The following is an 18,922-nucleotide window of genomic DNA, read 5'->3' as shown; positions in this document are numbered from 1 at the left end:
CTCACCGGACCCCTCACCAGCGCGGCCGGCCGGGCACGCACAACGCCCAGCTCGAGGTGCCCTTCGCACCCACACACCGCGCCTGCCCCACGACAGGCCCTGGAAGGCGACTCCTGTGACCTGGCCCCAGCCCCCGGCCTCCACGGAAACCCTGGCCACGCCTGCGCCGTGCCGCGAATACTGGTTCGCACTGCCCGCGACGCCCGCCAGCGCAAGAGCCGCCCGCACCACCGTCCGCGACCGTCTCGGCGTATGGCAGATGCCCGAAGACACCAGCGACGACGCCATCCTGCTGGTCTCCGAGCTGGCCACGAACGCGGTACTGCACACCGACAGCGAACGCCTCCTGTGCTACCTCACGCTGACCGTCGACGGGCAGTGCCTGCGCATCGAAGTCCACGACGGCGGCCGTGCCCCCCTCCGGCCCCCCGCACCACAGCCCGATCCCGACCAAGAGGGTGGCCGAGGGCTGATCCTCGTCCGAGAACTCGCCGAGCGTTGGGGCACCGCACGCTCCACCCGCGCCGAAGGGAACGTCGTCTGGGCCGAATTGACGCCCACCCCGAACCACAGGCGACCAGCCCCGTACGCGGCGCCCAACTCGACAGCGCCCCAGCAAGGGGTGCTCCTCCTTCCTCGTCCCACTCAAAGAAGGCAACCATGAGCCCCCACGGCGAACCCACCCGCCCCGCCACGCCAGATCTGCGGACGGGCCGACCGCCAGGCGCGGTCATACAGCGCGCGTGGACAGGACGCGACGCCTGCGCACTGGAGTCTGGAGCGGCAGCTGCCGGAGTGGTTCTCGGCACTCACTGCTCGCCCCTTCTGGCCAGGCGCAAGGTGGGTGGCAGCGCATGAGGTACCCCGGTGCGCCAGGCCGCTTGCAGGGATCGGCCATGGGGATCGAGGCGCTTCCCCAGCGCGGGCAGGATGAGTACCGCACCTACCTGGATCACTTGATGACGTGCACGGAGTGCGACACGATCACCGGCCGCTGCGGCGTGGGACAGACGCTGCACCGCGCCCACCGGGCGGCCCGCGGCGACGAACAGCAGTAGCCGCCGTACGGCATCCTCGTCTGTGCCATGCCGTGTTCATCCCCCCTCGACGAGTGCACCGCGTCGCTCCGCATCGCCAGGGTGTCGCGGTACGAGGACGGCAGCCCGCCCGCGTCCAGTTGGGCGGACCAAGTCGGCACCAGCTGTACGCGCACCGACGATCCGGACCCGGCCGTCGCCTCGTTCTCCGACCCACCGCAGGGGATGGTCGCCGACGCCTCACCAAGGGCCGGCTCTGCGGCGGCGAGCGCCAGTGCGCCCCAGATCGCTCGCGCCCTCGTACTGGAACCGCGCGAACTGCCGCTGGACGAGCCGACCAAGCACCTGGACGTCCAGAACCAGTTCGGCCTGCTGGAACCGAGCGACTGCCTGCCGGTCACCACCGTGATCGCCCTGCACGGCCGCAACCTCGTGGCGATGTGGGTCCGTGCCGAGGCCGCTGACGGTGACGGCCGGGGCCGGTCATCCGCTTCCTGCGCCGCACCGCCGAGCCGGCCGCACCGCCGTCGTGACCGTCACGGCCCCCCGGTCAGATAGCGGTACAGCATCGCGACGATCTCTTTCTCCAGGCGCTCGATGTCGATGGGGTCAGGGGCCGCCGTCATCGCGTGGATCAGCAGCTCGACGGTGCTCACCACAAGCCGCGCGGCGACCGGGATGTCGGCCACCCCGACCTCGGGGTGGCGCCCCAGCAACTCCTCGACGTACACGAACCGTTCCCTCTGGGTGGTCGTCACCCGCTCCAGCAGTTCGGCGGAGCGCGGCCCCTGCTCCACCATCACCCGCAGCAGCTGTGGGTCGTCCCGATGGTTCTCGGCCGAGGCACGGACGAACTTGCGGAGGATGTCCTCCAGCGAATCGGGGAGTCCCACGGCCTGGAACTCGTCGGCGATGCTCTGGCCCCGGTCAAGGTGGAGCGTCAGCAGCTCCGCCAGGATCGCATCCTTGTTCGGGTAGTACTGATACAGCGAACCGATCGAGACCCGCGCCCGCTCGGCGATCCGGTTGGTCGTCCCCGCGGCATAGCCGTACTCCCCGAAAACGTGAGCAGCCGCGTCGAGGATGCGCTGCCGAGTGAGTTCGGCCCGGAGCTGACGAGGCTGTTTACGTGGGGCGATCCCGAACCGGTCGGGGGTCATGGCACCTCCTGGTCAGCGCCGCGAAAGCGAGTAGCGAATCACCTGAATAATTGCTCACAATACTGCCATGACCTGCGACGAAACCGCCAAGTGCGGCTACCGGAGCCTCCGGAAGGAGGCCCTTTCATGAGCCATGCCGCCATCCGGCCGCGGCGCATCACCGCGGCCGACGTCCGGTCCCGGCTCGGTGAGCCGGACGCCATGGTCGCGGCGAAGAAGGCCGACCGCCTCGACCCGTTCTTCCGCCGCTTCATCGCCCACTCGCCGTTCCTGACGATGGCCACCGCGGACGCCCAGGGCCGCGCTGACTCTTCGCCGCGGGGCGACTACCCCGGCTTCGTGAAGGTCCTGGACGACCGGACCCTCGCCCTCCCGGACCGCCCCGGCAACCGGATCGCGGACTCCTACACCAACCTCGCCGAGAACGACGGCATCGGGCTGCTCTTCCTCGTCCCCGGGATGCGGGAGACCCTCCGCGTCAACGGCCGCGGCCACCTCACCGACGAACCCGACGTGCTGGCCCGGATGGAGGTCGAGGGGCGGCGCCCGGAGATGGCCGTGGTCGTGGAGGTCGAGGAGGTCTACTTCCACTGCGGTCGCGCGCTCATCCGGTCCCGGCTCTGGGACCCCGCCTCCCAGGCACTCGCCGACGAACTGCCGTCGGCCGGTGAGGTCGCCGCCGGGCAGTTCGGCATCGACATCGATCCCGCGCTCGTGGACGAGCAGCTCGAAGACAGCTACCGCACGCTCTACTGAGCTGGCACGAAGGGCACCACCCATGGCAGCAACGACCTGGCAGACCGTCGTGGTCGACCGCATCGAACCCGTCGCCGAGGCTGTCGTCTCCCTCACCCTGCGCGGCGCCCCCGGAGCCCTCGTACCTTGGGAGCCTGGTGCCCACATCGACGTCCGCCTGCCCAACTGGCTGACCCGGCAGTACTCGCTGTGCGGAGACCCCGCGGACCCGGACGCCTACCGCGTCGCCGTGCGCCACGACCGGCTCAGCCGCGGCGGATCGGAGTACATCCACCAGTTCCTGCGCACGGGCCGTCCGCTGGAGGTGTCCGCACCGCGCAACCACTTCCCTCTGCTGCCCGCGCCGCGCTACCTCTTCCTGGCCGGCGGCATCGGCATCACCCCCGTCCTGCCGATGCTGCGCGCGGTCACCGCTGCGGGCATCCCCGCCGAGCTGCTCTACATCGGGGCGTTCGCCGCCGGCATGCCCTTCACGGACACCCTGCACGCCGAGTACGGCGACCGGGTCAGGATCGTCGCCACCCGGGAACAGGGCAGGCCCGACCTGAAGGCGCTGGCCGCCACGCTCGCCGAGGACACCCTCGTCTACCTCTGCGGTCCCGCGCCGCTGCTCGCCGCGGCCGAGGAGACGTTCCGGGCCGGGCAACTGCACGTGGAGCGGTTCCGGCCACCCGAGCGGGAGTTCGGCCCCGACACCGCCTTCGAGGTGGTGTGCGCCCGGTCGGGCGCCACGGTCGAGGTGCCGGCCGGGCAGACCATGCTCGACGCCCTGGAGCACGCGGGACGGCCGATGAACGCCGGCTGCCGCGAGGGCGTCTGCGGCAGCTGCGAACTCACCGTCCTCGACGGCGAACCCGACCACCGCGACGGCATCGGCGCAAGCGACGGCCGCATGTACCCGTGCGTGTCCCGCGCCCGGTCCGCACGGCTCGTCGTGGACCTGTAGCCGTAGCCGATCCATCGACCGAACGACCGATCGAGAGACCGAACGAGAGCGAGACGATGACGATGAGCGTGCTGCCGAAGGTACGCATGCCCGGGTCCCGGCGGATGATCACGCTGGAGGTGCGGCGGACCGAGCGGATCAGCCCCACCTTCCTGAACGTCACCCTCGGCGGCCCGGAAGCGGCCCATCTGGAACCCATGGGCTTCGACCACACCATCCGGTTCTTCTTTCCCCGCGAAGGGCAGACAAAGCTGCGGATGCCGCGCCGCGACAGCGAAGCGTGGATGGCCGAGTTGTTGCTCATGCCCAAGGCCACCAGGCCCAGAGTGCGTAACTACACCGTCCGCCGCATCCGGCCCGAACTCAACGAGGTGGATGTCGAGTTCGCCCTGCACGGGGACAGTCCGGCGTCCGCCTGGGCGCGTGACGCGCGGCCGGGCGACCCGGCCGGGATCTTCGACATGGGTATCACCTATCTGCCGCCCGAGGACGTCGACTGGCAGATCCTCGCCGGTGACGAGAGCGCCCTGCCGGCGGTCCTGGCCATCCTGGACCACGCCCCTGCCACCCTCACCGGGGAGGTGTTCCTGGAGGTACCGGAGACCGCCGACTTCCGGACCGGCCTCACGGTGCCGGACGGGATCACCGTGCACTGGCTGGCCCGGGGCGGTGCCGCGTCCGGGACCCTCGTACAGGAGGCGGTCGCGTGCACGGAACTGCCGCCGGGCCGTGGGTACGTCTGGGTCGCGGGGGAGGCCCGGCTGGCCACCGGGGTCCGCCGCCATCTCGTCCGGGACCGTGCCGTGCCGAAGTCGGACATCGCCTTCCACGGCTACTGGCGGCATGGCCGCTCCAGTCTCGGCTGAGCCGCCGGGGTACAAGATGGGCTGCTGCGCTGTTCGAGAGCCGCCGGGTTCCGGTCCGTGCAGGGCCGCCCAGCCCGCGAACAGCGCACGGACCCGTTCCCATCCGGGTCCCCGGGACGAAGTCAAGGGCTCCGGCCAGCCTGGCCCTTGCTCCGGCGACCAGTGCCCGCCGGTGGCTGACGGGCGCTCTCTTCACTGCCCTCAGTCCGGCGGATCCTAGGTGGCGGACCTGGCTTCGAGGTCGAAGGGGACGCCTGTGAGTTGCTCGCTCGCCGCCCACAGCCGCCTGCCCTGCGCGGGGTCGTCGGCGCCGGTGGGGAGCTTGGCGGGTTTGGGGGTGCCGGAGGTCTGGTCCCGTCCGGCGGGGCCGATGAACAGGCCCGACCGGACGTCCGGGATCGTCGCCGCGTACAGCGAGGGCCAGGCGGCACCCTCGGCCGAGCCCATGAGCAGGCGTGCGGCGATCGGGGTGACGACGCGGCTCAGAGCGCCGGTGCCGTGCCGTTGAAGGCCGGTCATCGCCGACCCGGGGTGGACGACGAGCGCCTTGACGGGGCTGCCTGCGGTGCGGCGCGCGAGTTCGAGGGTGTAGACGATGTTGGCGCGCTTGGACTTGGCGTAGGCGCCCATGGCGCGGTAGCTCGTCTCGCTCATCAGGTCATCGAGTCTGCCCGTCGGCCACCGCGCCGCGATGGCGCTGACGGTGACCACGCGCGGTGCGGGCGAGCGGCGCACGGCGGGCCAGACCTGGGCGTCGAAGGCGAAGTGGCCGAGGTGGTTGGTGCCGAGCCTGGCGGCAGTGGGTGGCCGACTTGCCCGCCCTTGTGCACGCCGGCATCGACCAGGGCGCCCCGGTGGGCCAGCGTGCGGAGCAGTTCGCCGCCGTCGTCGCGGGCTCCCTCGCTCACCGCCGGGTCCTGTGTGACCTGCTGAGCGCGCAGGCGGGCGTACTGGAACACAACGTCTCCCCGCAGGTGGCCGCCCGCTACAAGCGCGCGGCCGTGATCAACGTCGCCGACATCGCGGCCATGTCCCACCAGCACCTTCCCGAACTGGGCGACAGCGCACCGCAGTTGACCGCAGCCATGATCATGGCCATCGGTGCCGTATGGACCCACGCACGGCCCTCCCAGGCGATGCTCGCCGCCTACGAAGCCGATCCCTCACTCGCCGCGTTCAAGCTGGACTTCGTGACCGCCCTGCACGAAATGCTGGCCACGCTCACGTGGGCACCATCGCCCGCGCCTCCGCCTGAGCCGGGGTATCTCTCAAGCGCCTTGACGCATCCGCGCGCGTCATCAGCAAGGGTTCGCGGCAAACGGCACGTCGAGGCAGCAGCGGTGGGCCGGGCTGCGCGGCCGGATACGGCGTCGGTACTTCGTCGTTGCGGGTGAGCTCGCGGGGCCGCACTGTCCGGCCATGGGAACGACGGCGGGGAGCGTCGATTGCTGCCCGGGTCGCAGCGCTCTGGCCGAGCACGTCATGACACGCCAGGCTTGTTCGCTGCTGCTGCTGCTGCTGCTGCCGCTGCTGCTGCTGCTGCCGCTGCCGCTGCCGCTGCCGCGGGCGTGTCGGAGAGCCGCCTGCGTCGTCGGGTCGCCGCTCGCGCCGGATGGTCGGGCCTTCCGTGTCCGCTCGGGCCGGCGTCCGGACGGTGCGTCGTGTGGGCGTCCGGACGGTGCGTCGTGCGGGCGCCGTCTCTCACCACTACGCGTCTTCCCGTGCCTCGGGGGCAGCGCCCGGGGACGGGACGACTCGCGTCGTACATGGTCCGATCACGTGCCTTCGGTGAGGTTCCGCAGCAGGCGAAGCAACTCGCCGCGTTGTGCCTCGTCGAGGGGGGCGAAGAGATCTTCCAGTACGCCGGTCGACAACTGGCGCCCCTCCGCGAGTGCGGCACGGCCCGCCTCGGTGAGGGTGTGCTCGACGCGTCGCCCGCGACCCGCGGACCGCGCGATGAGCCCACGGTCTTCGAGTCGGCTCGCGAGAGTGCCGAACGCCTGGTCGCTCTGGAACGTCGCGACTGCGAGGTCGTGCCCGGAGGCCCCCGGCATGCGCCCGATGGCGCGCAGGGCGTCCCACTGCACGAGGCTGACGCCGGTCTCGCGCAGTGCGGCGTCCATCGTGCGGTGGTTGCGGTACTGCGCACGCTTGATCGCATGCCCGAGAGCTTCTAGGTCGGTCGCCATGGTGCTACCGTATCAACACTCGTATATAAACATGTTGATTCATGGAGGAGCGCCATGCCCATCTCCCCTTCCGCCCTTCCCGAGGACCTTCCCGTCCTGCGGGCCGGCACCACCGAGGCACGTACTGCGCTCGTGCTGCACGGGGGCGGCGGCCCCCGCACCGTCGCCCCTCTCGTGGGACACCTCGCGGCCACCCTGCACGCGCTCGCGCCGACGCATCCCGGCTGGGACGGCACCGCGCGGCCCGACTCCATCACCTCGGTCGAGCGGCTCGCGGGCGCCTACCTCACGCGCCTGCGCGAGCACGAAGAACGTGACGTCGTGCTGATCGGATCCTCGATCGGCGGCTGGATCGCCCTCGAAATGGCCGTGCAGGCCGCCCACGACGAGCGGTACGCAGGACTGATCGGGGCCGTGATCGACATCGACGGCGTCGGTGCGGTGGTCGAGGGCGAGCCCGTGGCGGACTTCTTCGCCCTCGACGCCCGCGCTCTGGCCGAGGCCGCCTGGCACGACCCGGAGCGCGGATACGCCGACCCGGCCGGCCTCACCGAGGAACAGCGCGCGATCCAGCAGGCGAACGGGCGCACGATGGCCGCTGTCGCCGGTACGAGCATGAGTGACCCGACGCTGCTCGGCCGGCTCGGCGCGGTGAACGTTCCCACGCTCGTGGTGTGGGGCGAGAGCGACCGGATCGTCACACCGGCGTACGGGCGGGCCATCGCCCGGGCCGTGCCCGGCGCGCAGTTCGCCGAGATCCCGGAGGCCGGGCACCTCCCACACCTCGAAGCCCCGGAGGCGACCTGGGCGGCGATCGACCCCTTCCTGACCAGCGTCTGACCGGGTAGCACATTGCACACCGCCTGGCCGGCCCCTCTTGTCGGTCAGAGGGCGGCGGGGGCGCCGAGCATTGCGGAAGCCTGCTGGTAGGGGTCGGCGACGTGCTTGGGCGCGGTGGTCCGGTGGCGGTCGGGGCAGGTGAAGCCGAGCCGGGCCATGGCCCGGAGGACTTCACCGGCGCTGAAATCGCGGCGGTCCTGACGCGTGATGACCTGTCCGACCTGCTTGACCGGGTAGGTGCGGCGGCCGATGATCACGGACTCGCCGATGACCGGTTCGGGCGTGATGCCCTTCATGGCGTGCAGGACGCCGTTCTTGGTGAGGTCGAAGGGGAAACGGGCGATGACACAGCGCATGATGCCTCACAGGGGGAAGAAGGGGGGACGGTGCTTCCGCGGTGAGGCGGTTCAGTGGGCGAGGGCGAGGATGCCCCGAGCGCTGTCCTGGTCTTCGGTGACCGGCCGAGCGGTGGGCCGGCGGCCGAGCAGTGCGTGCTCGGCTTCGGCACTCGTCGTCTCGGGGGAGGTGTACGGCCCCATGTCGCTGAGAACGTCGCTGAGAACGTCGCGCAGCTGGATCCGGTCCGTGTAGGCGGGGCTGTCACGGACCGCGGTGAGCTGGGCCCGGGTGACCAGTCGGGTGCACAGGCCGTCGTCGTCGCAGATGAGCAGGTGCCCGGTGCGGGCCCCGGTCATGACGGAGAGGGCGACTTCGATGGTCATGTCGTCGCAGACCTGCAGTGTGCCTGGATCCATGACGTCCGGCGCGGTCTGGTGGCCTGGGGTGACGTGTGCCGAGCGGGGCTGTACCTGGATGAGCGTCAAAAGGTGCCTCCTGCAGTGGTGGGCCAGTTTCCTGATCATGAGGTTTCTAGGCCGCCGCCGCGTCGAAGGAGGCCTGCCGTACGGTGCCGCGTCGGGCAGCCGAGGCGGTGCCGCGTCGGCCGCGTGAGGATGCGCCGCGCTTGCGCCGCTCGGCCGCCGGGGCGGTGATCGTGACGGGGATGCCGGAGGGTTCCTGGGCGCCGGTGATCCGGCGCAGGGCCTCTTCGCCCGCGCGGACCTGGGTGATCTGGGGCACGATGCAGGCGGCCGTCATGAGGCGGGCCATGTCACGGCGCTGGCCGGGGGTCACCAGGGTGACGACGCTGCCCGACTCGCCGGCCCGCGCGGTGCGGCCGCCGCGGTGGAGGTAGTCCTTGTGGTCGCTGGGCGGGTCGACATTGACGACGAGGTCGAGGTCGTCGACGTGGATACCGCGGGCGGCGACGTTCGTGGCGACGAGCACGGTGACGTGTCCGGTCTTGAACTGGGCCAGCGTCCGGGTGCGCTGGGGCTGCGACTTGCCGCCGTGCAGGGCGGCGGCCCGCACTCCGCTGTTCAGCAGCTCCTGGGTGAGCCGGTCAGCGCCGTGCTTGGTGTCCAGGAACATGATCACGCGGCCGTCGCGGGCGGCGATCCGGGTGGTCGTGCGGTGCTTGTCCGCTGCCTGTACGTGGAGCACGTGGTGCTCCATCGTGGTGACGGCGCCCCTCGACGGGTCGACGGAGTGGACGACGGGGTCGGTGAGGTAGCGGCGGACCAGGCGGTCGACGTTGCGGTCCAGGGTGGCGGAGAACAGCATCCGCTGGCCCTGGGGGCGCACCTGGTCCAGGAGCGCCGTGACCTGGGGCATGAAGCCCATGTCAGTCATCTGGTCGGCTTCGTCCAGGACGGTGATCGCCACCTGGTCCAGTCGGCACTCACCACGGTCGACGAGGTCCTTGAGCCGGCCCGGCGTGGCGACGACGACTTCGGCGCCGCCCCGCAACGCTGATGCCTGCCTGCCGATCGGCATTCCGCCTACGACGGTGGCCAGGCGCAGCTTCACCGAGCGGGCGTAGGGAGTGAGTGCGGCGGTCACTTGCTGAGCCAGTTCACGCGTCGGGACCAGGACCAGGCCCAGCGGCTGGCGGGGCTCGGCGCGCCGGCCGGTGGTGCGGGCCAGCAGGGCCAGGCCGAAGGCGAGCGTCTTACCGGATCCGGTGCGCCCGCGGCCCAGGACATCACGGCCCGCCAGCGAGTTCGGCAGCGTGGCGCCCTGGATCGGGAAGGCCACGCTCATGCCCTGCCTGGCGAGCTCGGCCAGCAGCGGGGCGGGCATGTCGAGGTCGGCGAACGCCTCGACCGCCGGCAGCGCGGGAGTGATCGTCGTGGGCAGGGCGAACTCGCCCGGCGCCGCGGCGGACCGCCGGCCGTGGCCGCCCGGGCGGTTCGGGCGCGCTGACCGGCTCGGGGCGGGCGAGCCGAAGCGGGCGCCCCGGCTCGAACCGGCGCCGGAATCGACGGCAGGGCCGCCGGTGCGGCGGGTCCGGGAGGTGCGGTCGTTCGTGCGGGCGGGGTTCATTTGAGAACCTTCCTTGATACGGCACGTATCAAGGAATACCGCAGCGACAGAGCAGCGCGGAGAATCACGAGAACGGGCCGGGACGGAAAACGAAAGGGGAGCCGCCCGCGACAATTCCGGTGCGGGCACCGGCGATTTGACGAGCGGCGCCATATGGGCGTGGATTCTTGGACGTCGATGGGGGCGGCCTGAAAACGGCGCGTGTCCCGGGGGCAGGAGGGTTCTTGCCCCACGGATGGCCGCGCTGGGGAACGTCCGTAGCTGGGGAACGTCCGTAGCTGGGGAACGCACCCCGAGGGATGCGGGCCCCAGCTACGAAGTATGAGTCAGTGTCAGACGGGAACGATGTTCTCGGCCGTCGGGCCTTTCTGGCCCGCTGCGATGTCGAAGGTGACCTGCTGGCCCTCGAGCAGCTGGCGGAAGCCCTGGCCGGCGATGTTCGAGAAGTGGGCGTACACATCGGCACCGCCGCCGTCCGGCTCGATGAAGCCGAAACCCTTGGCCGCGTTGAACCACTTCACGGTGCCAGACGCCATGTCATATCTCCAAGTGAGGCAGTACACCGGATCCGCGATCCACGGACACCGGGTCGCCGCGATGATGCCCCACCGGAGAACAACCGGACACACAAAAACGCTTCCTGCGGCTGAATAACGACGCAAGCATGCAAGTTCTTGGGAACCACAACTGCAACTGAGATCGACAGTAGCATGCGGTAGCGGCCCGTGTACGGCCAATAAAGCGAAATCTCTTCGCCGCATTAAGGATGCTATCCGCGCGACAGTTCCAACCCTCGTCCCGCGGCCACAGATGTGGTCCCAAAAGGGCCCGCCGCGTCCAGATCGACGCGGCGGCCGGGCTGTTGACCGGACAGGCGCGCACGGTGGTGGAAGTCTGTGGTGTCCTCCGGGCGGACGCGAGGCTGCGGGAGTTGCCTCGCCGACGGTCGACACCCAGAGGGCTGGTGCTGGAGCGGTGTCGTCGGCGATACGGCTCCAGCCGTCTCGACTCGACGAGCGCAGTTCAGTGCCCAGCATGATCAAGACGATGTATCGAAGATCGGTAAGCCGCCCTTGGCAGATCATCCCGATGGTGCCTGGCGGTAAGTCGATTGATCGCGTTCCGCAATGAAGAATCGATTCTGCTGTCGATGGCGATGCTCGTAGTTTGAGTCAAGTGTCCAATGAGGCGCAGGTGGCCGCGGCTCAATTCAGCCATGTTGGGTTTCGTGGGAGCATGATTCACTCATTCCGGAGAATATGTCCGTGGCTTTGTGTGCCTGATGTTCCAGGAGATCAAGAAGCCGCAGGCGCATGATGCCGTGCGGCCATGGCATGTCTCCTGCCGTTGATCGGGAATGGAGGGGGAATGCCGACGCTTCCGACTTATCCGGGCGTGTACGTCGAAGAGCTTCCCAGCAGTGTCCGTACCATCACCGCCGTCACGACGTCGGTGTGCGCCTTCGTCGGCCGGACCCGGCGCGGCCCGCTGAACAGCGCCGTCACGATCACGAGCTTCGCCGACTACGAGCGCCGCTTCGGCGGGCTCGACCCCGACAGCGCGGTCGGCCACGCTGTGCAGCAGTTCTTCCTCAACGGGGGCTCCGTAGCCGTCGTCGTACGGGTCGACTCGGGCAGCGGAAAGGCGGCCGCGGCGACACTGTCCTCCGCCGAGATCACTCCGGCGGGCGACGTACTGGAGATCACCGCGAAGGAGCCCGGCGCCTGGGCCTCCGGGCTGCGTGTCTCGGTCGACCACGACACACCCGCGCCGGGAGATACGTACAACCTGCAAGTATTCGACGCGACCGGGGGTGTCCGCGAGACATTCAACGGAATCGGTACAGGTCAGGGTCGGCCCGACTCCGCGGATTCCAAGGTCAATTCCGGGTCCGCGGTGATCCGGGTAAAAGTACTGAACGGTGACGGGCGACCCGATCCGGTGGGTACGGTCTCCAAGAAGTTCGACAGTGTGCCGACCGCGGAAGCCCTTTCCACCTCCGTCGATGTGAAGATCGGCGAAAAAGCGCACACATTCAAGATCTACGACGCGGAAAAGGACGGGGCGACCCCGCCGGCCACCATGACCGCGCTCGCGCTGCTCCTGGAACGCAAGCTGAGGTCCCTGCCCGACCTGCCGGGCAGGCGGGTCTTCGCCGGTACTCGGGTCACCTCCTTCGACCAGCGGCTGCAGGTCGTCGCGGGCTCCGAGGACCCGGCCGACACCGTCCGCTTCACCGGGGAGAACGCCAACGACCTCGGGCTCGAGGGGTCGGTGAACCCGCCCGTCTTCCTGCTGGCCGGCGGCGTCGACGGTGGCGCCCCCGGCCCCTCCGACCTCATCGGCAGCGAGGCGGGCAAGACCGGCATCCACGCGCTGCGCGCGGTCCAGGACGTCAACCTCCTCTCCCTGCCCGAACTCGCCGCGCACGACAACCTCGACGACACGCTCGCCGTGATCTCGGCCGCCGAGGCGCTGTGCCGGGAGAAGCGGATGTTCCTGCTCGTCGACGCCCCCGCCGCCTGGACGGACATCGACTCCGCCCGCGCGGGCCGCGCCGCCTTCGACGTCGTGCGCAGCGACCACGCGGCCCTGTACTTCCCCCAGTTGGAAGCGGTCGACCCGCTCACCGGACGGCTGCGCGGCTTCCCGCCCTCCGGCGCGATCGCCGGGATCATGGCGCGCACCGACAGCGAGCGCGGCGTGTGGAAGGCACCGGCCGGCACCGAGGCGCTCCTGAACGGGGTGCGTGCCCTCACCGTCCCGATGACCGACCGGGAGAACGGCCTGCTCAACCCCGTGGCGGTCAACTGCCTGCGGTCGTTCCCCGTGGTGGGTCCTGTCGTCTGGGGCGCCCGCACCCTGGACGGCGCCGACGCCCTGGGATCGCAGTGGAAGTACGTCCCCGTGCGCCGGCTCGCGCTGATGCTGGAGGAGAGCCTGTACCGGGGCACCCAGTGGGTGGTCTTCGAGCCCAACGACGAGCGGCTGTGGGCGCAGATCCGGCTGAACGTCGGCGCGTTCCTGCACACGCTGTTCCGGCAGGGCGCCTTCCAGGGCATCTCCGCCCGGGAGGCGTACTTCGTCAAGGCGGACAAGGACACCACCACCCAGGACGACATCAACCGGGGCGTGGTCAACGTCGTGGTCGGCTTCGCGCCGCTCAAGCCCGCGGAGTTCGTGATCGTGAAGATCGAGCAGATGGCCGGACAGATCCAGACGTAGACCGAGCCCGGCACAGACGCAGACCGAGCCCGGCACCCCCAGCGGTTCCCCGGCGCACAGGAACGAGAGGCATAGGAGCTCCATGGCCGAGTTCACGGTCAACGCGCAGCGGTTCGACCCGTACAAGAACTTCAAGTTCCTCGTCCTGTGGGACGGGCGCGTCGTCGCGGGCGTCAGCAAGATCAGCCCGCTCAAGCGCACCACCGAGGTCGTCAAGCACCGGCACGGCGGCGACCCCAGCTCGCCGCGCAAGTCGCCCGGCCGCACCGAGTTCGAGGCGGTCACACTGGAGCGCGGGGTCACCCACGACCCCGAGTTCGACCGCTGGGCCAACAAGGTGTGGCAGGTCGGCGCGGGCCTCGGCGCCGAGGTCTCCCTGCGCGACTTCCGCAAGGACATCGTCGTGCAGGTCCTGAACGAGGCCGGCCAGGTCGCCGTGGCGCACAAGCTGTACCGGGCCTGGCCGAGCGAGTACCAGGTCCTCGGCGAACTGGACGCCAACGCCAACGCGGTCGCCATCCAGAGCCTGAAGCTGGAGTGCGAGGGCTGGGAACGGGACTACGAGGTGCCGGAACCGGAAGAGCCCGTCTTCACCCAGCCGGCGTGAGGAACACGGGGCAGCCGGCATGGAGCGCACGGGACCAGCGGCCCTTCTCGCCGCGTGGGAGGAGGGCCTCGCGGCCGGGCACGGCGGCCGGGCCCTGCTGCTGCACGGCGTCGCACGGCCCGGGGCGGGTACCGAGGAACTGCTCTCGGTGCCGGTGGGGCAGCGCGACGCCGACCTGTTCGCCCTGCGCAGGGCCCTCTTCGGCGACCGCCTCGCGGTACGCGTCGAGTGCGGGGAGTGCGGGGAGGAGATGGAGTTCGACTTCGACCCCGCCACCCTGACCGGACCGGCCGCGAATTCGGCCGGCCGCAGCAGCCCGACAGTCCCGAGGAACCGGGAAGGACGGCTGCGGGTGGAGGAGGACGGCTGGAGCGTCACCTTCCGCCTGCCCACGGCCGGTGATCTCCACGAGGTGGAGGCCGCCGGCCCCGACGACCCGGACCACGCCCGCTCCCTCCTGATCACCCGCTGCGCCCTCGCCGCCGAACGGGACGGAGCGCCGGTCGCGGTCGGCGACCTGCCCGCACTGCTGCCCGAAAAAGTGCGGCACCGCGTGGCCGAGGCCGCCGCACAGGCCGACCCCGGCGCCGACGTACTGCTCAACGTCGCCTGCCCCGACTGCGGCCGCGCCACAAGGGCCGAGCTGGACATCTCCTCCTACCTGTGGACCGAACTGGACGCCTGGGCCCGCGACACCCTCCTCGACGTCCATCTGCTCGCCACCGCGTACGGCTGGAGCGAGCCGGAGATCCTGGCGCTCAGCCCGCTGCGGCGCCGCTACTACCTGGAGCTGTGCGCTGATGGCTGACTACTTCGACCGGCTCCTCGCACGCGGCGCCCCGCAGCCGCGCACGACCGGCGGCACGCCGGACGTGGTGCGGGTGCGCCCACGCCTGCCCGGACCGTTTGAACGCATCGAGTCGCTGGGGTCCCGAGCGCCCTTCCCCTCCGACGACGACACCGCCGAGGGGCTGCGTCCGCAGGCCCCGGCCGGCCCCGCCACGCCGGAGCGACACCGGCCGCAGGACCCGACGCCCGTACGGTCATCGTCTCGTCCGGCGACCGAGACGCCGGTCCGCGCACGCCCGCCGCACACCCGGGGCACCCCGCCTTCCGCGCGGGCGCTTCTCGTGCCGCCGCCTCTGCCACCCGCAGCACCCGTACGCCCCGCCGGGCCGGAACCCGCCCGCCTGCGCGGACCGGTCGCGAGCCGCCGGACGGACGCGGGGCGCGAGCTGCCCCGCGATCGCGATGAGGACAGGACGACGGATTCCCGCCCGGTGGTGGCGAAGGCCCGACCCGCCACCACGCAGGCCCGCCCCGCCGCACCGACCGTCGCGGGCGGTGGCCGTACCGCGCGACGGTCCGCGCAGGAGAGCCGCGGCGGCCCGCCCCCGCAGCGGACCGTGCACGTCACCATCGGCCGTCTGGAGGTCAGAGCCGCGGGGCGGGCCCCTCGCGACCCCGGCCGTGACCGCGAGACCGGACACGGCCCGTCCTCGCGGCCCACGCCCGTCATGAGCCTCGACACCTATCTGTCCCGGTCGGACGGGACGCCGAACGGGCGCGCGGGGGAGGGGCGTTGAGCAACTTCCTGGCCGTGGCGACGGTGACCAGGGCCCTGTGCCTGCTCGTCGGCGAGTCGCTGACCCCCGACATCGAGTTCGCCGTCCAGATCGAACCCCGCAAGCCGCTGACCGAGCCCCCGGCCGCCCCCACCATCACCGTCTTCCTCTACCAGGTCACCCCCGACCCGGCGCTGCGCAACCTCGACGCACCCACCCGCGGCCCGGACGGCACGCTGCTCACGAAGCCCGCCGCCGCGCTCGACCTGCACTACCTCATCAGCTTCTACGGAGAGGACCAGGAACTCGTCGCCCAGCGTCTGCTCGGCTGCGTCGTACGCCAACTGCACGAGACCCCGGTCCTGCCCAGGGAGTTGATCCAAGAGGCCGCCTCGCTGCCGCATCTGACCGGCACCGACCTGGCCGCGTCGCCGCAGCGGGTCCGGTTCACGCCGACGCAGATGGACGTGGACGACATGTCCAAACTGTGGTCGACGATGTTCCAGACGCCCTACGCGCTCTCCGTCGTCTACCAGGCCGCGGCCGTCTTCGTCGAGAGCAGCCGGGACCCCGCCGCCGGAAAGCCGGTCCTGCGCCGCACGGTGCGCGCCGTCCCCTCCCGCGGCCCCCTCATCGACCAGGTGCTGTCCCGCCCGGCGGGCTCGGAGGAGCGGACCCCGCCCGCGGAGGGGCCCGTGCCCGGCGGCCATGAACTGGTCGTCACCGGAACCGGGCTGCGCGCCGACCAGGTGACCGCCCGCTTCGGCCGCCACGACACACCCGTCCCCGCCGACCGGGTCCGCGCGGACCGGGTGGTCCTGAGCGTCCCGGCCGACCTGGAGCCCGGCGTCCACCCGCTTCAGCTCCTGCACGGCCTCGACCTCGGCGACCCGGCGACCCCGCACCACGGCATCGAGTCCAACGTACGGACCTTCGCCCGCAGGCCGGGCCTCACCGCACCCGTCGACGTGACGGAACGGACCGACGACGACGGAGTGGTCGCCGCCCGGCTCGCGCTCGCCCTCGACATGCCGGTCCGCGACGACCAGCGGGTCCTGCTCCTCCTCGACGAGATGACGCCGCCGGCGGACCGGACCGGCCACAGCTACCGGTTCCAGGCGCCGTTTCCGCCGGACGACCGGCCCGACCCCCGCGCGGTCCAGGTACGGATCAAGGGAGTACGTCCGGCCGCGTACCTGGTCCGCGTGCAGGTCGACGGTGTGCCGAGCGCGCTGGAGCAGTCCGCGCAGGGAACGTTCACCGGTCCCGTGGTGGACCTCACGACAGCGGACTGACGGACGGGGGAGGAGGAACGACCATGGGGGCACGGGGCGACACACACGACGCGGACCACCGCGCGCTGTCCGCCGCGGTGACGGCCGTACTGGCACGCCTCGACGCGCACGCGTCGGGCGGCCGCCCGGACGTTCCCGCGCGTTCGGCGGACGCTGCGGCGGACACCCCGAGCGCGCTCGACACCCTGTGCTCCTGCTTCGCCCTCACCCCGTTCGAACGCGACGTCCTCGTGCTCGCCGCGGCCGCCGAGGTCGACACCACCACCGCGGCTCGCTGCGCGGCGGCCTGCGGCGATCCCGCCCGCCCCTATCCGACCTTCTCCCTGGCGCTCGCCGCGCTCGACGTCCCGCACTGGAGCGCCCTCGCCCCGGTCAGCCCCCTGCGCCGCTGGCAGCTGGTCGAACCGGCCGACGACGCCTCGCTCACCACCGCGCGCCTACGGATCGACGAACGCATCCTGCACTTCCTCGTCGGCGTCCCCTACCTGGACACCCGGCTGCACGGGTTGCTCGGCCGACGCGTCCCGGTGCCGGACGAGGACGGGCGCGTGCAGCTGCCCGCCGCGCATCGCAGGGCCGCCGAGTCGGTTGCCCTGACCTGGTCGCGGGCCGCTTTCGACGGGCTCCCGCATGTCGAGCTGGTCGGCGCCGACCGGGTGACACGCCGGGAGGTCGCGGCACGCGCCGCCCACGACTGCGGGCTCGCCCTCTACGCGGCGGCCGCCGAGGACCTGCCCACCGAACCCGCGGAACGGGACCGGCTCGCCCGGCTCTGGCAGCGCGAGGCCATCCTGCTCCCGGCCGGGCTCCTCGTGGAGAGCGGCGGCGAGCGCGCGGGCGGCGCGGAGCGTACGACCGCCACCGCCGAGGCGTTCTTCGCGGAACTGGCCGTACCGCTCGCGATCTCCAGCACCGAACCGCGGCCCGCGGACGCGGCGGCGGACGGCCGTGACCGCGTCACCGTCGAACCCCTGGGCCCGGAGGAGCAGTTACGACTCTGGTCCGACGCGCTCGACGGAGTGGCGGACCTGGGCGAACGGGACCTGCGTGATCTGGTCGCCCAGTTCTCGCTGCCCGCCCACGTCATCCGCGGCGCCGGGATCTCCGTACGGCGGACCGTCGAGAACCCCGGGGAGTCCGCCGCCGACGCCGGCACCGGCGAGGGCTCCGCCGCCCGGCTGGCGTGGCTGGCCGGACTCACCGAGGCCCGTATCGCCCTCGACGAACTCGGCCGCCGGATCGAACCCCGCGCCGACTGGACGGACCTGGTCCTGGCCGAGCGGCAGCGCGAGACCTTGCGGGAGGTCGTCGCCCACGTACGGCAACGCGCCACCGTCTACCAGGAGTGGGGCTTCGAGTCGCTGCTGCGGCGCGGACTCGGCGTGACCGCCCTGTTCGCGGGCGGCTCCGGGACGGGCAAGACGCTCGCCGCCGAGGTGATCGCGAACGAACTCGCCGTCGACCTGTTCGTCATCGACCTCTCCCAGGTCGTCAGCAAGTACATCGGCGAGACCGAGAAGAACCTGCGCCGGGTCTTCGACGCGGCCGAACGGGGCGGCGCGCTCCTGCTGTTCGACGAGGCCGACGCGCTGTTCGGCAAACGCAGCGAGATCAAGGACAGCCACGACCGCTACGCAAACCTCGAGGTCAGCTACCTGCTGATGCGGATGGAGGCCTACCGGGGCCTCGCCGTGCTCACGACGAACATGAAGAAGGCGCTGGACACGGCCTTCCTGCGCCGTATCCGCTTCGTGGTCGACTTCCCGTTCCCCGCGGTGCCCGAACGCGCCGAGATCTGGCGCCGCGTCATCCCCGAACGCACCCCGCGCAAGGGGATCGACGTCGACCGGCTCGCCCAGCTCACCGTCACCGGCGGCTCCATCCGCAACATCGCGCTTGCCGGGGCGTTCCTCGCCGCCGACGAGGGCTGCCCCCTGCAGATGCGGCACATGCTGGCCGCGACGCGCACCGAGTACCTGAAGCTGGAGCGCTCCCTGACGCCGTCGGAGGTCAGCGGATGGATCTGACGGACCCGATGAGCCCGACGAATC

21 protein-coding genes are annotated in these 18,922 nt (G+C 71.2%); 14 read left to right on the top strand and 7 right to left on the bottom strand.

Translation table 11 applies throughout. The annotated features are described in order from the left end of the window. Nucleotides 1–115: 115 nt before the first annotated feature. From ACH4RC_RS14105 to ACH4RC_RS14095, 3 genes are all read left to right on the top strand, one after another. The gene (locus tag ACH4RC_RS14105; RefSeq protein ID WP_398199649.1) at nucleotides 116–664 is read left to right on the top strand and encodes an ATP-binding protein; all 549 of its coding nucleotides are present in this window, start codon (nucleotides 116–118) and stop codon (nucleotides 662–664) included. A 232-nt stretch (nucleotides 665–896) separates the two neighbouring features. Beyond that, nucleotides 897–1,058 carry a hypothetical protein gene (locus ACH4RC_RS14100; RefSeq protein ID WP_398199647.1) on the top strand — a complete coding sequence of 54 codons (162 nt, stop codon included), beginning with the start codon at nucleotides 897–899 and terminating at the stop codon, nucleotides 1,056–1,058. A gap of 27 nt (nucleotides 1,059–1,085) precedes the next feature. Beyond that, nucleotides 1,086–1,595 carry a hypothetical protein gene (locus ACH4RC_RS14095; protein WP_398199645.1) on the top strand — a complete coding sequence of 170 codons (510 nt, stop codon included), beginning with the start codon at nucleotides 1,086–1,088 and terminating at the stop codon, nucleotides 1,593–1,595. Here ACH4RC_RS14095 and ACH4RC_RS14090 read toward each other — a convergent pair. Then, the gene (locus ACH4RC_RS14090; protein WP_398199643.1) at nucleotides 1,574–2,197 is read right to left on the bottom strand and encodes a TetR/AcrR family transcriptional regulator; all 624 of its coding nucleotides are present in this window, start codon (nucleotides 2,195–2,197) and stop codon (nucleotides 1,574–1,576) included. The two genes, ACH4RC_RS14095 and ACH4RC_RS14090, sit on opposite strands and share 22 nt — an antisense overlap. A 126-nt stretch (nucleotides 2,198–2,323) precedes the next feature. Between ACH4RC_RS14090 and ACH4RC_RS14085 the strand changes: the two genes are divergently transcribed. Genes ACH4RC_RS14085 through ACH4RC_RS14075 form a run of 3 tightly spaced genes read left to right on the top strand, consistent with a single transcriptional unit; the run spans nucleotide 2,324 to nucleotide 4,765 of the window. Next, a complete protein-coding gene (locus ACH4RC_RS14085; protein WP_398199642.1) occupies nucleotides 2,324–2,953 on the top strand; it encodes an MSMEG_1061 family FMN-dependent PPOX-type flavoprotein in 630 nt (209 codons plus the stop codon). 22 nt (nucleotides 2,954–2,975) lie between these two features. Beyond that, nucleotides 2,976–3,899: a PDR/VanB family oxidoreductase gene (locus ACH4RC_RS14080; protein ID WP_398199640.1), complete on the top strand. Its 924-nt coding sequence runs from the start codon at nucleotides 2,976–2,978 to the stop codon at nucleotides 3,897–3,899. A gap of 56 nt (nucleotides 3,900–3,955) precedes the next feature. Beyond that, complete coding sequence (locus ACH4RC_RS14075; RefSeq protein ID WP_398199637.1) at nucleotides 3,956–4,765, top strand: siderophore-interacting protein; 810 nt, start codon at nucleotides 3,956–3,958, stop codon at nucleotides 4,763–4,765. A gap of 216 nt (nucleotides 4,766–4,981) precedes the next feature. Here ACH4RC_RS14075 and ACH4RC_RS14070 read toward each other — a convergent pair whose 3' ends face one another. Continuing rightward, on the bottom strand, nucleotides 4,982–5,419 hold the full coding sequence (locus tag ACH4RC_RS14070; protein WP_398199634.1) for a hypothetical protein: 438 nt from the start codon (nucleotides 5,417–5,419) through the stop codon (nucleotides 4,982–4,984). Between the two features lie 200 nt (nucleotides 5,420–5,619). Between ACH4RC_RS14070 and ACH4RC_RS14065 the strand changes: the two genes are divergently transcribed. Further along, nucleotides 5,620–6,159 (top strand): hypothetical protein, encoded by a 540-nt coding sequence (locus tag ACH4RC_RS14065; RefSeq protein WP_398199632.1) that lies wholly within the window; start codon nucleotides 5,620–5,622, stop codon nucleotides 6,157–6,159. A 381-nt stretch (nucleotides 6,160–6,540) separates the two neighbouring features. Here the strand turns inward: ACH4RC_RS14065 and ACH4RC_RS14060 are convergent, their stop codons facing one another. Further along, on the bottom strand, nucleotides 6,541–6,954 hold the full coding sequence (locus tag ACH4RC_RS14060; RefSeq protein WP_398199628.1) for a MarR family winged helix-turn-helix transcriptional regulator: 414 nt from the start codon (nucleotides 6,952–6,954) through the stop codon (nucleotides 6,541–6,543). Nucleotides 6,955–7,008: 54 nt separating this feature from the next. On the opposite strand from ACH4RC_RS14060, the gene ACH4RC_RS14055 reads away from it, so the two are divergent. After that, the gene (locus tag ACH4RC_RS14055) at nucleotides 7,009–7,794 is read left to right on the top strand and encodes an alpha/beta fold hydrolase (protein ID WP_398199625.1); all 786 of its coding nucleotides are present in this window, start codon (nucleotides 7,009–7,011) and stop codon (nucleotides 7,792–7,794) included. 44 nt (nucleotides 7,795–7,838) lie between these two features. On the opposite strand, the gene ACH4RC_RS14050 is transcribed toward ACH4RC_RS14055, so the two are convergent. The 4 genes from ACH4RC_RS14050 to ACH4RC_RS14035 form a co-directional block, all read right to left on the bottom strand. Beyond that, on the bottom strand, nucleotides 7,839–8,150 hold the full coding sequence (locus tag ACH4RC_RS14050; RefSeq protein WP_398199622.1) for an SCO5918 family protein: 312 nt from the start codon (nucleotides 8,148–8,150) through the stop codon (nucleotides 7,839–7,841). Between the two features lie 51 nt (nucleotides 8,151–8,201). Further along, nucleotides 8,202–8,618 carry a hypothetical protein gene (locus ACH4RC_RS14045; protein ID WP_398199619.1) on the bottom strand — a complete coding sequence of 139 codons (417 nt, stop codon included), beginning with the start codon at nucleotides 8,616–8,618 and terminating at the stop codon, nucleotides 8,202–8,204. A 46-nt stretch (nucleotides 8,619–8,664) separates the two neighbouring features. Then, complete coding sequence (locus ACH4RC_RS14040) at nucleotides 8,665–10,179, bottom strand: DEAD/DEAH box helicase (RefSeq protein ID WP_398199617.1); 1,515 nt, start codon at nucleotides 10,177–10,179, stop codon at nucleotides 8,665–8,667. 332 nt (nucleotides 10,180–10,511) lie between these two features. Continuing rightward, complete coding sequence (locus ACH4RC_RS14035; RefSeq protein ID WP_398199614.1) at nucleotides 10,512–10,715, bottom strand: cold-shock protein; 204 nt, start codon at nucleotides 10,713–10,715, stop codon at nucleotides 10,512–10,514. A gap of 832 nt (nucleotides 10,716–11,547) precedes the next feature. Here ACH4RC_RS14035 and ACH4RC_RS14030 point away from each other — a divergent pair. The 6 genes from ACH4RC_RS14030 to ACH4RC_RS14005 all read left to right on the top strand — a co-directional run bounded on the left by ACH4RC_RS14030 (nucleotide 11,548) and on the right by ACH4RC_RS14005 (nucleotide 18,898). Continuing rightward, complete coding sequence (locus tag ACH4RC_RS14030; protein ID WP_398199611.1) at nucleotides 11,548–13,404, top strand: phage tail sheath family protein; 1,857 nt, start codon at nucleotides 11,548–11,550, stop codon at nucleotides 13,402–13,404. Between the two features lie 82 nt (nucleotides 13,405–13,486). After that, complete coding sequence (locus ACH4RC_RS14025; RefSeq protein WP_394437031.1) at nucleotides 13,487–14,011, top strand: phage tail protein; 525 nt, start codon at nucleotides 13,487–13,489, stop codon at nucleotides 14,009–14,011. A 19-nt stretch (nucleotides 14,012–14,030) separates the two neighbouring features. Beyond that, on the top strand, nucleotides 14,031–14,819 hold the full coding sequence (locus ACH4RC_RS14020) for a hypothetical protein (protein ID WP_398199609.1): 789 nt from the start codon (nucleotides 14,031–14,033) through the stop codon (nucleotides 14,817–14,819). Beyond that, a complete protein-coding gene (locus tag ACH4RC_RS14015; protein WP_398199606.1) occupies nucleotides 14,812–15,597 on the top strand; it encodes a hypothetical protein in 786 nt (261 codons plus the stop codon). The genes ACH4RC_RS14020 and ACH4RC_RS14015 overlap by 8 nt, the downstream gene beginning before the upstream one ends. Continuing rightward, nucleotides 15,594–16,871 (top strand): DUF4255 domain-containing protein, encoded by a 1,278-nt coding sequence (locus ACH4RC_RS14010; RefSeq protein ID WP_398199604.1) that lies wholly within the window; start codon nucleotides 15,594–15,596, stop codon nucleotides 16,869–16,871. Before ACH4RC_RS14015 ends, ACH4RC_RS14010 begins: the two co-directional genes overlap by 4 nt. Before the next feature lie 23 nt (nucleotides 16,872–16,894). Next, on the top strand, nucleotides 16,895–18,898 hold the full coding sequence (locus tag ACH4RC_RS14005; RefSeq protein WP_398199601.1) for an ATP-binding protein: 2,004 nt from the start codon (nucleotides 16,895–16,897) through the stop codon (nucleotides 18,896–18,898). Nucleotides 18,899–18,922: the final 24 nt, after the last annotated feature.

It is taken from the genome of Streptomyces sp. NPDC016845, from assembly GCF_044332585.1.
Lineage (GTDB): Bacteria > Actinomycetota > Actinomycetes > Streptomycetales > Streptomycetaceae > Streptomyces.
This window is presented reverse-complemented; position numbering and strand designations above follow the sequence as displayed.